At 70.2% G+C, this 13,902-nt stretch carries 9 protein-coding genes; 8 read left to right on the top strand and 1 reads right to left on the bottom strand.

Annotation, left to right across the window (positions count from 1 at the left end; all coding sequences use genetic code 11):
* Window positions 1-188 precede the first annotated feature (188 nt).
* The 7 genes from eccB (at window position 189) to ABZT12_RS13810 (ending at window position 7,877) form a co-directional block, all read left to right on the top strand.
* On the top strand, window positions 189-1,721 hold the full coding sequence (gene eccB, locus ABZT12_RS13840) for a type VII secretion protein EccB (protein WP_356382401.1): 1,533 nt from the start codon (window positions 189-191) through the stop codon (window positions 1,719-1,721).
* Window positions 1,722-1,747: 26 nt separating this feature from the next.
* Window positions 1,748-3,058, top strand: a complete 1,311-nt coding sequence (gene mycP, locus ABZT12_RS13835) for a type VII secretion-associated serine protease mycosin (protein WP_356382398.1) — start codon at window positions 1,748-1,750, stop codon at window positions 3,056-3,058.
* Between the two features lie 413 nt (window positions 3,059-3,471).
* Window positions 3,472-3,918: a DUF2563 family protein gene (locus tag ABZT12_RS13830; protein ID WP_356382395.1), complete on the top strand. Its 447-nt coding sequence runs from the start codon at window positions 3,472-3,474 to the stop codon at window positions 3,916-3,918.
* A gap of 2 nt (window positions 3,919-3,920) precedes the next feature.
* The gene (locus ABZT12_RS13825; protein WP_356382392.1) at window positions 3,921-5,711 is read left to right on the top strand and encodes a hypothetical protein; all 1,791 of its coding nucleotides are present in this window, start codon (window positions 3,921-3,923) and stop codon (window positions 5,709-5,711) included.
* 90 nt (window positions 5,712-5,801) lie between these two features.
* On the top strand, window positions 5,802-7,025 hold the full coding sequence (locus ABZT12_RS13820) for a S8 family serine peptidase (RefSeq protein ID WP_356382811.1): 1,224 nt from the start codon (window positions 5,802-5,804) through the stop codon (window positions 7,023-7,025).
* A gap of 72 nt (window positions 7,026-7,097) precedes the next feature.
* Window positions 7,098-7,439 carry a WXG100 family type VII secretion target gene (locus tag ABZT12_RS13815; RefSeq protein WP_356382389.1) on the top strand — a complete coding sequence of 114 codons (342 nt, stop codon included), beginning with the start codon at window positions 7,098-7,100 and terminating at the stop codon, window positions 7,437-7,439.
* 138 nt (window positions 7,440-7,577) lie between these two features.
* Window positions 7,578-7,877 (top strand): WXG100 family type VII secretion target, encoded by a 300-nt coding sequence (locus ABZT12_RS13810; protein WP_356382386.1) that lies wholly within the window; start codon window positions 7,578-7,580, stop codon window positions 7,875-7,877.
* 157 nt (window positions 7,878-8,034) lie between these two features.
* Here the strand turns inward: ABZT12_RS13810 and eccCa are convergent, their stop codons facing one another.
* Window positions 8,035-12,009 (bottom strand): type VII secretion protein EccCa, encoded by a 3,975-nt coding sequence (gene eccCa, locus ABZT12_RS13805; protein ID WP_356382383.1) that lies wholly within the window; start codon window positions 12,007-12,009, stop codon window positions 8,035-8,037.
* Between the two features lie 333 nt (window positions 12,010-12,342).
* Here eccCa and eccD point away from each other — a divergent pair, with 333 nt between their 5' ends.
* Window positions 12,343-13,857, top strand: coding sequence for a type VII secretion integral membrane protein EccD (gene eccD / locus ABZT12_RS13800; protein WP_356382808.1), 1,515 nt, complete (start codon window positions 12,343-12,345; stop codon window positions 13,855-13,857).
* The last annotated feature ends 45 nt before the right edge of the window (window positions 13,858-13,902 follow it).

Genomic DNA, 13,902 nt, shown 5'->3' with positions numbered 1-13,902 from the left:
AACTCTCCCGTGAATCCCTGCGCTCAGGTCCTCTCAAGGCCCCAGCACCCTACCCATGACACCGGCACACCCACGCAACAGGCATAGTAGGGGGCGGGTCTGACACCCGAGGTACCAGAGGCAATCGGGGGCTGGGGAGGTATCTCCCCAGGTCCTCCACGCTCCGCACGGGGAGAGAGCGGACACAGATGGCATCACGGCGCGACGAACTCAACGCCTACACCTTCGCGAAGCGCCGCACGCTCGCGTCCTTCCTTCAGCCCTCGCCCACAGGCTCGGAAGAGGGTGCGCCCAAACCGCTGGGCGCGCTGGTGCCCGGCGTGATCGTCGGCGTGGTGATCCTCGCCGTCTTCGGCGGCATCGGGATGTTCCGGCCGACCGCCCCCAAGGGCTGGGCCACCCCCGGTGAGCACGTCATCGTGGCGAGCAAGTCGACCACCCGGTACGTCGTGCTGAAGACCGGCAAGGAGGCCCAGCTGCACCCGGTCCTCAACATGGCCTCCGCCAGACTCCTGCTCGACCCCAGCAAGGCCGACGTCATCACCGTCGACGAGGACGTCCTGGACAGCGGCAAGCCCCCGCACGGCGCCACCATCGGCATCCCCTACGCCCCCGACCGCCTGCCCTCCCCGGACGAGGCAGGGTCGGCCAAGCGCTGGGCGGTCTGCGAACGCCCCTCCGCCGGCGGCCGGTCCATCCAGAAGGCCGCCTTCGTCCTCGCCCGGAAGGACTGGTCCAAAACCGAGGGCAGCGACAGACTCTCCGGCGGCGACCTGATGTACGTCGTCGCCCCGGACGGCACGTCCCAGTACGTCGTCGACGCCAAGGGCACCGCCTACCCGCTGGCCGACCCCTCCGACAGCGAACTCCTCAAGGCCCTCGACACCCAGGGCCGCGCCCCGCAGCGCGTCTCCCAGGAGTGGCTCGACACCCTGCACAAGGGCGACCCGATCGCCATCCCGAAGATCCGCCAGGGCACCCCGGGCGACGACGCGCACGCCTTCGCCTCCGCGGAACTGCGCCGGTACGACAAGGTCGGCGAGGTCATCAAGGCCTACGCCGGCCAGGTCATGCAGTACTACGTGGTGCTGCCCGGCAAGGTGGCCAGGACCTCCGAGTTCACCGCCACCCTGCTCCTCAACAGCGGTGACCTCGTCGGGGTCGGCCAGGCCGGCGAGGCACAGCAGGTCAGCCCCGGCGCGGTCGCCGACAGCACGACGTTCGACGCCGGCAAGAACTGGCCGACGTACGAACCGAAGACGGTCAACGACGGCACCGACGCCACCAGCGGCCGCAACACCGTCTGCGCCGTGCTCCGTTCGGTCGGCGGCGACAACACGACGACGCTCTCCACCTGGGCGGGCACCGACTTCCCCGCGCAGCTGCCCACCGGCTCCTCCAGCGCGTACGTCACCGCCGGCTCCGGCCAGCTCTTCCGCCAGGTCAAGGGCGTGGAGACCAAGGCGGGCCCGGTCTTCCTGGTCACCGACACCGGACTGCGCTACGCCCTGCAGTCCAACAGCGACAGCGCGACCGACGACAGCGGCATCGGTACGACGGCGAAACAGCGCCAGGACGAACTGAGCGAGGCCAAGATCGCCCAGACCCGCCTCGGCTACGAGAAGGTCACCCCCACCCCCGTCCCCGCCGAGTGGTCGACGTTCCTGCCGACCGGCCCACGCCTCTCCGAGTCGGCGGCCCGACAGCCGCAGGGCTCGTAGACGAAGCGTTGGAGGAGACCGAACCGATGCTGAGAACACGGGAGTTGACGCAGCCCGCCCGATCCGCGAGCCGAACGGCCGCGGCCACCGCCGCTCTCACCGCGACGGCCTCGGCCGCCGCCCTGCTGGCGCTGCCGCTCGCACTGGCGGCCCCGGCCCGGGCGGACGACAGCGGCCAGTGCACGTTCCCCTCCACGTCGTACGCGGGCCGCCCCTGGGCGCTGCAACGCGTCAACCTGGACGAACTGTGGGCGCAGTCCACGGGCAAGGGCGTCAAGGTGGCCGTGATCGACACGGGTGTCGACGTCAAGAACGCGCAGTTGACGTCAGCGGTGGACGCCTCGCTGGGCGAGAACCTCCTGCCCACCCGGAACTCCAAGGGCGAGAAGATCGACCGGGGCAACGCCCGGGGCACCACCGACACGGTCGGCCACGGCACGCGCGTGGCCGGCATCATCGCGGCGCGCGCCGCCAAGGGCACGGGTTTCGTCGGCCTCGCCCCCGACGCCACGATCATCCCCGTCAAGCAGAACGACGCCGAGGGCGACGGAACCGCCGCCACCCTCGCGGCGGCGATCCGCCACGCCGTGGACAAGGGCGCCGGCGTCATCAACATCTCCCAGGACACCGCCAACGCCGTGGCCCCCGCCGACAGCCTCCGCCAGGCCGTCGACTACGCCCTCGCCCACCGGGCCGTGGTCGTCGCCTCGGCCGGCAACGACGGCCTGGGCGGCAACGTCAAGGTCACCTACCCGGCGTCGTACCAGGGCGTCCTCGCGGTCGCCGCCTCCGACCGCAACAACGAACGCGCCTCCTTCTCCCAGTCCGGAGACTTCGTCGGCGTCGCCGCCCCAGGCGTCGACATGATCTCCACGGTTCCCGGAGGCGGCCACTGCTCGGACAACGGGACGAGCTTCTCGGCGCCGTACGTGGCAGGGGTGGCGGCCCTCCTCAAGGCCAAGTACCCGAAGTGGACGGCCGACGAGATCGTCGCCCAGATCGAGCAGACCGCGGAACGCTCCATCTCCGGCCACGACCGCCTGGTCGGCTGGGGCGTGGTCGACCCGGTCAAGGCCCTGACCGACGTCGACCCGGCCCACCCCGTCCGCACCCCCGCCCCCGAGGGCGGCGTCACCAAGGGCGAGGCCCCCGCAGTACCCCCCCTCCACTTCGGCGAGACAGCCGACGAACGCAACACCCGCCTGGGCACGTACGCGGTCGTCGGCGCGCTGGTCCTGGTCGCCGGCCTCGGCGGATCAGCGGTGGCGGTACGGGACGCGCGACGCAGGCGGGGGCGGCTTCCGCGAGTGCCCGGGGGCGGAACCCCCGCTTCCTGAACGCCGCCCGGCCAGGTGAAGTCGGCCGTCAACGGGGCGAGCGAGGCGTCAGCCGGAGGGAAGGATTCCTCTCGCCGCACCAACCCGTCGCGGGTGGAAACCCGCTGAAGCCCGCCCCGGGCGAACCCGGTCAGGCACCGGAACCCGCCCCTGACCGGCCGTCGCATGACTCGGCAACGATGCCCGAAGCGGTCGGAGCGACGGGAGAAGAGCGACCAAAGCGGGCAGAACGCGGCGCCTGATGCGGTCTCGTAACTGACTTAACACGCAACCCGGTTGGACCCGATGTACAGGCTGACTACAGTGGTAAAAGCGTTGTCGAACGCGGCTCGCTTTGCGATCGTACGGCGAGTGAGTGACCGTCCCCGGTCGGCCCCGGCCGGTGGACGTACGGGGAAACGGGGAGGAGCGTCGTGCTTCCGGCAGACATGGTGGGGGACGTGTCGGCGACCAGGGCCGCGAACCTGGAGGCCAGCGGCGAGGCGCTGGGCGCGTTCGTGAAACGGGTGGACGCGGTCCTGAAAGACCTCGAGGGCTCAGCGGGCAACCCGAAACGGGTGGGTGCGCAGACGATCAGCCGCGGGTCGCTCCACAGTGGGGGACATGGCGCGTTCAACGAGGCCGACGATCTGTATCACCAGTACAACGCGGTCCACGAGAAGTTGACGTCGCTGTCCAGGACCTTGCACTTGCAGATCGAGGCGATCGGTATAGCGGTACAGGGCGCGGCTCACGGCTTCGACAACCTCGAAGAGGAGCAGCGTCAGCGATTCTGGGAGATCCAGTCGGAGATCCAGGCCGGCCAGGATTCCGCGGGCGCCAAGCGCGCCGGCCACGGCAAGTCCGGCATGGGCGGGTGACGATGACTGACAAGCAGCACAAGGCGGACCTGAACCGGGTCTCCGACCAGAACAACTTCACGGACTTCGCTCGGGGCGTGGAGGAGCGACCGCGAGGAAGCGGACTCCTCGAGGACCTTGTGTTCGATCCCCTGCGGGCGGTGGTCGACAGCACAACGTACGGGCACGCCATGCATGGTCGTACGAACTTCGAGCATTACGACCTCAACCGGATGGTCGACCTGGTCGAGCAGACGAACCCGGAGGATCTGGAGTCGTCCGGCAAGGCTCTGTGGGACGCACGTGACGCCATCAAGTCGGCAGCCGAAGAGCTCGGTGGTCACATCGACACCGTTCACTGGGTCGGAGAATCGGGCGAGGCCTTCCGCACGTGGGGCAGCGAACTCGTCACCAACACCCACCTGTTGAGCGACTTCGCCGGGGGAGCGGGCGACCAGATCACCGCTGCCGCTGTCGGTCTGGCATCCGTACGCAGTGCCATGCCGGCTCGCGACACGCACACGAGCCGGAAGCGGCCCGACAAGTTCACCCCAGCCGAGAAGGCTGCGGACAAGGACGCGTACACGGCTGCCGTTCGTGTGGAGAAGGATCGCCAAGAAGCGATCAACCAGATGAATCGGCTGTCGTCGTACTACGCGGTGTCCAAGGACGAACTGGCGGCCTTGAACGAGACCGCCCCCGAGTTCAAGACCATGCCCAGCGTGGGAGTACCCCGGCCCAAGCGTTCCGTGGTCTCCGGTTCCGGACGTACCACCTCGGGCGGCGCTGGAAAGACAGTTGCGACCGGTCAGCACGGTACGGCCAAGCCGACGGTGCATGCCGTTGTGCAAGACGTTGCGCACGATCCGAAGGATGCGCCGACGCGGCCCGCGCAACACGTTGTCGAGCATGTGACGCGCCCCGAAACCCCTGTCGGCACGAGCATCGACAGTGTGGACACGCCACCGGCGCCGACGACCGTGCCCACGACGAGCCACCAGCAGCCGACCGTGGGCGCCCCCGGTACCGGAAACCCCACCGGCACGTTGGAGACGGGCTACGTGCCTCCGGCTCCAAATGGGTTCTCCAGCAGAGCCACCGGCGGACCCGGTGGCTACCGGACTCCCGCGTCCGCTGCGGGTCGCGCCGGTGCCGCGGGTTTCGGGAAGTCGAGCACCGGGCAGTCCGCGGGCCGAGAGCCCATGGGTCAGGTGGGCCGCACTGCGGAAACAGGGCGGTCGCTTGCGAAAAGCCCTGCCTCCGGAGCGAAGTCGTCCCCGATGGGTCGCGGAATCACCGGAGGCACGCCGCGGGCCGGTGGCGCCGCCCGAGCCGGAAGCGGCACCAGCGCAGGTGCCGGCCGCGCCAATGGTGTGGTGGGGGGACGGCCCACGCCGACGTCCGGAAAAGGAGCGAAAGGCGGGTCGAAACTGCCTCGCGGCACGGTCGTCGGTGCCGAGGGAAGCGCCGGCAACCGGTCGGTGGCCGGCCGGCCCGGACAGCGGGGGGTTGTCGGAGCATCCGAGACCGAAGGCAGGCCAAGCTCGAGCAGGGCGGCTTCCGCACGCGGGGCCAGGCAAACACCCGATGCCGTCACAGGCAGACCCGCTGAACGCAACTCCGTCACCCGTGCCGAGCGCAACGGCATGACCCGTGGAGGTACCGGCCTGGTACGCGGCGGGGCGGGCAGCCGGGGCAAATCCGGAGAACGACGGAACGCGCAGGGAGCCGCAGACCAGGACCACTCGGCTGAGGACGAAGAGCCGCAGCTGACATCCGAGCCGCGGCGCGATGTGCCGCCGGCCACCAACTGAGCGCGAGCGAGGACAGACAACGCCATGAAGTCAGGGATGAGCCGACGGGCCGAGCGGGCTGCGCTCCTCCGGACACGCCGGGGGCAGCGACTGCGTGCCGTGGGTGCACTCGCCGGGGCCCTGGCGGCTGTGAGTGTCGGGTTCGCCCCGAGCGCCGCAGCGTACGACGCTCAGTCGAAAGAGTGGTACCTGAAACCGATGCAGGCGCAGCAGATGTGGAAGGTCAGCACGGGCAAGGGCGTCAAGGTCGCTGTCATCGATACCGGGGTGAATGCGAACACGCCCTCCTTGAAAGGGCAGGTTCTGGCCGATGAGGTGCCCAAGTCGGTCGCCTACCGCGCGACCGACGACTACGACGGTCACGGCACCTCCATGGCGGAGCTGATCGCCGGTACGGGATCGGACGGGGGCCTCAAGGGACTGGCACCGGGAGCCAAAATCGTCCCCTACAGGGTTCAGCTGGAAGGTCTCAAGAGCGGCGCGGAGAAAGACAGAACACCCGAACCCGCGCAGGCGCTCAGGGCGGCCGCCGACACCGACGCGAAGATCATCAGTATGTCCTTCGGCGGAATGACCACGGATGAGGACAAGGCGGCAGTCGAATACGCCGCATCCAAAGGCAAGTTGATGATTGCGGCCGTCGGTAACAACGCAGGTGCCGGGAAGAGCGGGTTCATCGACTACCCGGCCGGCTATCCCTATGTGCTTGGTATCGCGGCGGTCGATTCGTCGTTCACGGTGTCGAAGATCTCCTCCTACGGAAACTACGTCGACCTCGCGGCTCCGGGCGAGGCGGTCCCTGGCTGGTGCGATGCCACCTTCCGGTCTTATTGCGATACCAAGGGCACGAGCCCGGCGACAGCACTGGCTTCGGCTGCTGCCGCTCTGATCTGGTCCGCCCACCCTGACTGGACGGTCAACCAGGTCACCCGCTCCTTGATCGACACGGCCAGCCGGTCCTGGGCGAAGGGAAACCCGAGCAAGTACGCCGGCTACGGGTTCATCCGACCCCGTGAGATTCTCGGGAACACCCACTACGACGCGGGCCCCGCGAACGTCGACCCTCTGGCCAAAGACAACGGCGGAGATCTCCTCGCCAAGTCCACTACCTCCACCCCCGCCTCGTCCCCGCCGTCCGCATCAGCCTCGTCACAAGCCGGGCAGAAGGCTTCTGCCGGCGGCACCTCCGCAGCAGCATCGACGACCGGGTCGTCCGACGACAACTCGCTCTGGATCGCGATCGGCGCCGCGGCCGCTGTCGTCGTCGTGGGCGGTGCGGGTGCGGCCGTGCTGCGTGCGCGGCGAGCCAGGTGACCTCGCGGGTTCGGGACCGTCAGACCAGCCAGACCACGACGAGCAAGTCCACACAAGAAGGGTGAGCCGACCATGTCCAACAAGCAGAAGCTCGAAGATGCCGCAGTAGTCGATATCCAGAAGCAGATGCTCGACAAGTACGAAGGCATCAGGAAGCGCGTACACGGGCTCCAGGGTGTGATCGACGGGCTTGAGGGCCAGTGGCACGGTATCGGGCGCGCCGCGTTCGACAAGAAGCAGTACGAGATCAATGAGTCGCTGCAGAAGATCGGCACCATCCTCGCCGACGTCATCGAGGCGATGACCGCGACGCGCAACATCAAGGACAGCAAGGAAGACGAGGTCCGTGCGGCGGTCAACAAGATCGACGTGCAGGACGGAGCGCCGACGGTGTCCCCGCTCAGCTCCTACTGAGCCGCACTCAGGCAGCGCACCGGCACGGCGGACACCGGCCAGTCGGCCAGTCAGTCGGCCAGCAAGTCAGTCAGGCGGCCGACGCTACGAATCGGCCGGTCATCAGCCACCCCCACGAACGAGATGAGGCAGACACGCATGAGCCGTAACTCCGACGGACTTTCCGTCACTTACGACGGGCTCGACTTCGCGGCCACGAAGATCGGCAACGAGGCGAAGCAGCTGGAGCAGGACCTCCAGGAGCTCCGTGCGCTGGTGGTGAAGAGCCTGCAGTACTGGGAGGGCGACGCCCAGGGCACCTTCAACGAGAAGCTGCACAAGTGGGACAAGGAAGCGACCGACATCCACACGGCGCTGACCGGCATCGGCCACGTGGTCCACACGTCGGGCGGTACCTACATGGAAGGCGACAAGAAGGCCGCCACCTACTTCCAGTAGGCGAACAGCGGGCGGCGCGCGAAGGCAGGCGTAGAAGCCGGTTCGGAGACAGTCACAGGGTGGGCGCGCGCGGGAGGCGCCCACCCTGTCCGTTCTCCCGCACTGTCGGCGCCGTAGGACCGGAGGGCCGGCGCCCGCCTCGCCGGCTCGTGCCGGCTCAGTCGTCCGTCTCGGCCGCCAACCCCACCTGGACCAAGGGCTTTCCGCGCTTCCGTGACACGAACACCCCGCGCCCGGCGGGCATGGGCCGCGGCCGTACCCCGCCGAGCAGGTCGCCCTCCGCCGGGTCGCCCGCCAACACCACGCCCTGCGCGCCGAGTTCCTTCATGCGCTGGAGGAAGGACTCGTAACCGGCGCGCCCCGCGCCTGCGGTGGAGCGGGCGATGATGAAACGGACGCCCACGTCCCGGGCGAACGGGAGCAGCTCCGTCAGGCCGGAGAGCGGGTTGCCGCTGGAGGTCGCGACCAGGTCGTAGTCGTCGATGATCACGAAGACCTGCGGGCCCCGCCACCAAGTGCGGTCACGCAGTTGCTGCGGGGTGACGTCCGACGTCGGCGTGCGGCGCTGCATGAGGTCGGCGAGGGCGTCCATGTGGTGCTGCATCTGGTTCGACATGGGGATGTACTCGGCCAGGTGGGAGGGCGGGGTCACGCCCAGCAGCGACCGCCGGTTGTCCACCACGAAGAGCTTGCAGTTGTCACCGTCGTAGCGCTCGCTGAGGCGCTTGATGAGCAGCTTCAGCAGGTTCGACTTGCCGGACTCGCTCTCGCCGAAGACGAGCAGGAACGGGTCCTGGTCGAAGTCCACGAACACCGGCTCCAGATTGTCCTCGTCGAGGGCGAAGGAGACGCCGCGGTGCGGGAAGCGGTCGCCCGGAGGGAGCTGGGCGGCGGCGAACTCCCTTGGCAGCAGGCGCACTTCGGGCGCACCCGGCTCCTGCCAGTGGCGCGCGACCTCGGCGGTGAGGGCCGTCGTCGCCTCGGCGAGGTCCGTGTCGGAGGAGAGTCCGTCGATGCGCGGTACGGCCGCCATGAAGTGCTGCTTCTGCGGCGTCTGGCCGCGTCCCGGCACCCCGGTCGGCACGTTGGCCGCCACCTTGCGGTCGAACTCGGAGTCCATGGGGTCGCCGAGCCGCAGCTCCAGCCGGTTCATCAGGTGGTCCTTCATGTTCGCCCGGACCTCCATGGAGCGCGAGGCGGTGAGGATCACATGGATGCCGTAACCGAGGCCGCGGGCCGCGATGTCCAGGACCAGCGGCTCCAACGCCTCGTAATCCGTACGGAAGTTGCCCCAGCCGTCGATCACCAGGAAGACGTCGCCCCAGGGCTGGTCGGTCACCGGGATGTCGCCCCGCGCGCGGCGGCTGCGGAACTCCGCGATCGAGGAGATGCCCGCGGCGCGGAAGTACTCCTCGCGCCGGGTCAGCACGCCGTAGACCTCGGCCGCCGTGCGCCGGACCCGCTCCGGGTCCAGCCGCGAGGCCACCCCGCCCACATGCGGCAGGCCGGCCACGGCGGAGAGACCGCCACCGCCGAAGTCCAGTGCGTAGAACTGCACTTCGTGCGGGGTGTGGGTGAGCGCGAACGAGGCGATGAGCGCGCGCAGCAGCGTCGACTTGCCGGACTGCGGGCCGCCCAGGATCTGCATATGGCCGGCCGCGCCGCCGAAGTCCGTCCACAGCGGGTCACGCCGCTGCTCGTACGGCTTGTCGACCAGGCCGACCGGGACGACGAGCCGGCCCGCGCCCTCGTAGCCGGGCTGGGTCATGCCCCGGCCGGGCACCGCGGCGAGTCCGGGCAGCAGCGAGTCGAGCGACGGCGGGCTGTCCAGCGGGGGCAGCCACACCTGGTGGGCGGCCGGGCCCTGCGCCTCCAGGCGCCGCACGATCACGTCGAGCACGGTGTCGGCGAGCGCGTCGTCCTTCGCCTCGGGTGCCTCCTCCTGCCGCTGTCGCGGCACGGGCGCGTACTGCACCGGGACCCGCGCCGCGGTGAAGAGCACGGGCCTGCGGTCCACCGGGAGAGGGCCGCCGAGCGCCGCCGCCTGCTGCGAACTGGAGCGGTACACCCCGGAGACGTACGCCGCCTTGAAGCGCACCATCTCGTCGGTGCCGTACTTCAGGAAGCCGGAACCGGGCACGTTCGGCAGCTCGTACGCGTCCGGGACGCCGAGCGCCGCCCGTGACTCGGCCGCCGAGAACGTGCGCAGACCGATCCGGTAGGAGAGGTAGGTCTCCAGGCCGCGCAGCCGGCCCTCCTCCAGGCGCTGCGAGGCGAGCAGCAGATGCACGCCCAACGACCGGCCGATACGGCCGATCTGCACGAACATCTCGATGAAGTCCGGCTTGGCGGTGAGCAGTTCGCTGAACTCGTCGATCACCAGCACCAGGGAGGGGATCGGCTGGAGGGGCGCACCCGCCGCGCGCGCCTTCTCGTAGTCGTGGATGTTGGCGTAGTTGCCCGCGTCGCGGAGCATCTCCTGACGGCGGTTGAGCTCGCCGCGGATCGAGTCGCCCATGCGGTCGACGAGGGTCAGGTCGTCCGCGAGGTTGGTGATCACGGCCGCCACGTGCGGCATCTGGGCCATGCCCGCGAACGTCGCACCGCCCTTGAAGTCCGCGAGGACGAAGTTCAGCGTCTCCGAGGAGTGGGTCACGGCGAGGCCCAGGACCAGCGTGCGCAGCAGCTCCGACTTCCCGGAGCCGGTGGCGCCGACACAGAGACCGTGCGGGCCCATGCCCTCCTGCGCGGCCTCCTTGAGGTCGAGCATCACGGGCCGGCCGTCCTCACCGAGGCCGATCGGCACCCGCAGCCGCTCCGCCAGGGAGCGTGGCCGCCAGGTCCGCTTCGGGTCGACGGAGGCGGCGTCACCCAGCTTCAGCAGATCGGTGAACTCCAGGTTGGCGAGCAGCGGTTCGTCGTCGTCACCGCCCGACACCACCCGCAGCGGCGCCAGTTGCCTGGCCAGTGCTTCGGCCGCCGCGTACGACAGCACGTCCGGGGTGCCCTCGTAGACCATGCCGTGGCCCGACTCCAGGCGCAGTTCCTTCGGGCGTACGACGACGGAGAGGTCGCCGCGGCCGCTGTTCAGCTCGCCGGGCACCACCTCCACGATCGTCACGCCCTGCAAACCCTCGGGGCTCGCCAGGAACGAGGTGGGCGGCAGCGAGACGCCGTCGAGCACGATCACCAGGTGGGGCTGCTCGGGAACCGGCGCCCCGGAAGGGTGGAAGCGCGGACGGCCCTGGAGACGCTCGGCGAGCAACTCCTCCAGCTCCCCCGGGTCGGTCGTGATCAGGCGCATGCTGCCCGCGCCGTCCGCGCGGTCCGGCGCCTGCGCGTGCGGCAGCCACTTGGTCCACTCCCACTCGCCCACCGACTCCCGGTCGGTGGCGACGGCGATGACCAGGTCCTCGGGGGAGTGCAGCGCGGCCAGGGAGGCGACGACCGCCCGCGCGGTGCCGCGTACGGAGACCGGTTCGCCGCTGATCGTCACGTGGTAGAAGGCGCGCAGCGATACGGCCATCGGCAGGTCGTCGAGGGTGCCGTGGGTGGCGAGGAAACGCTGCATGGCGCCCGCGGTCAGCGGCTCCAGCTCGTCCACCGGCGCGGTCTCCGGCGGGACCAGGGGAGTGGCCAGGCCCTGCGGCCCCAGGCCGACGCGCACCTGCCCGAAGTCCTCGTCGCCGCTGCGCCGTTCCCACACCCGGCTGCCCTCCGCGACCAGCGCCCACAGTTGCTCCGGCGAAGGGTGCAGGTAGTACTGGGCGTCACGCTGGGCCCGCGCGGTCGCCAGCGCGGTGCGGCGGGTCTGCGACAGGTAACGGAGGTAGTCGCGGCGCATGTCGGCCATCTGGCCCTGGTTGCCGCGGCGGTAGCGGACCAGCATGGAGACGCCCATCGCGATCGTCGAGGCGACCATCACCATGCCCATGATCTTCATGAAGGGCTGGGCGCCGGGGTTGAAGAAGAACACCACCGACCCGCCCATGCCCAGCATGGGCAGAAGCTGCATGAGCGCGCCCTCCTGCTGGCCGCGCGGAAGCTCCGGCGGAGCCTGCAGCACGACCTCGGCCGAGGGCACTTCCTTCGGCAGTGCCCTCGGCGGGCGCTTCACGACGATGTGGCTCACTAGGCACCAATTCCCTTGCCGGACCGAGCTGTTTCGTCCGCCGCCCCGTGTCGGGCGGACGTCGATCCGCACCGCCCGATCCTACTGACAAGCACGGACAACGGCGGGCGGTAGGGTGCCGTGAGACACGTCAGCAGGTGCGAATCGGACCCGGGAAAAACGGGCGAAGCGGCAGCGTTCGAAGCACGCGGCTCCCGTCGGCTCCGGGCGTGACGGCACCCCCGACCGACGATACGGTCGGCGGGGCGCGAACTGCACAGGATTTTCACGGGCGGACGCACCCGGTGACATCGCGGACCGTCCGTCACCGACAAGGGGGAACAGCGGGTGAGCATCACGGCCTCCGCGCCGTCCGGCGCGACCGGCGGAGCGGGCAGCGGAGCCCCTCCCGGGGCGGGCATGGGGTTCGGCTTCTGCCGCGTCACCATCGTGGCGCCCGACAGCCGCATCGACGTGGCCCTGCCCGACGACGTACCGGTCGCCGACCTGTACCCGGAGATCCTGCGGCTCTCCCAGCAGAGCTTCGACGAGGGCGCCCCCGTCGGCTACCACCTCGTACGGCGCGACGGCACCGTCCTCGACGGCGCCCGCTCCTTCACTGCGCAGCGCATCCTCGACGGCGAGCTGCTCACGCTGCGCCCGTTCGCCCAGTCGCTGCCGCCCGCCGTCTTCGACGACGTCTCCGAAGCGGTCGCCGCCGCCGTCACCCGCGACCGTGCCCTCTGGAACAGCGAGTTGACGCGCGCGGCCGGTCTCGTGGCCGGCGGCATCCTGCCCGCGCTGCTCGCGTTCGTGGCCTGGAACTCGCAGCTCCGCCACGACATGCACAGCCTCCAGGGCGTCCTCGCCGCCGTCGCCGGAATCCTGCTGGTCACCCTCGCGTGCGTACGGGCCCGGGTCTACGACGACCGCGGCTCGGCGGTCGCCCTGGGACTGGGCGCGCTGCCGAACATCGCCGTGGCCGGCTCCGGACTACTGCCCTTCTCCGCCGGACAGGGCATCGGCCGGCTCCAGTTCCTGCTCGCCTGCACGGCGGTCCTCGTCGCCTCCGTGGTCCTCACCCTGGTCTCGCCCGGCGGCGACGGCCCCTTCGTGGCCTTCGTCTTCGCCTCCGCGACCGGTCTGCTCACCACGTTCGTCGCGATCCTCACGGAACTGCGGCCCGTCGAGACGGCCGCCGTCTGCGCCCCGCTCTCCGTCTGCGCCCTCGCCTTCCTGCCCGGCCTCTCCATGCGCTTCGCCCGCCTCCCCATCGGCTTCGAACCGCCCAGCCCCACCCGCGGCGGCTACGCCTACGACGACGCCGAAGCCGCTCCGCAGCAGCCCGTCGACGCCGAGGGCATCGCGGCCCGGGCCCGCCGCGGCCACGAACTCCTCGTCGGTCTGGTCGGCGGCTGCGCGCTCGTCGCCGTCGGCGCGTCCATCGTCCTCGGCTTCTCCAGCGACGTATGGGCGCAGCTCCTCGCCCTCGCCACCGGCGTCGCGATGCTGATGCGCGCCCACCTCTTCCGCTACACCGCCCAGGTCGGCGCGACCCTCACCGCCGGCCTCGCCGCGCTCGTCTTCCTGGGACTCGGGCTCGCCCTGCACGCGCCGCACGCGTACGTGCTCGCCGCGGCCCAGGGCGACACGGCCTCCCTCGACATCCGCAGCGTCTGGCTCGCGGCGGCGGTCGCCGCGTCCACCGCGCTGGTCACCGCGATCGCCCTGATCACCCCGCGGCGCGGAGTCACCCCCTTCTGGGGACGCTTCCTGGAGATCGCGGAGAGCTTCGTCCTGCTCACCCTGATCCCGCTCGCCCTGGCCGTCTTCGACGTGTACGCGAAGGCGCGGGCCATGACGAGTTAGGGCCCGCGCGGAGACGTGGAAGGGGCGGCACGCGCGCGTGCCGCC

Source organism: Streptomyces sp. NPDC005423, from assembly GCF_040606415.1.
In the GTDB taxonomy this organism is placed as follows: Bacteria; Actinomycetota; Actinomycetes; order Streptomycetales; family Streptomycetaceae; genus Streptomyces.
The sequence above is the reverse complement of the archived record's forward strand: the minus strand, read 5'-3'. Positions and strand labels throughout refer to the sequence as shown.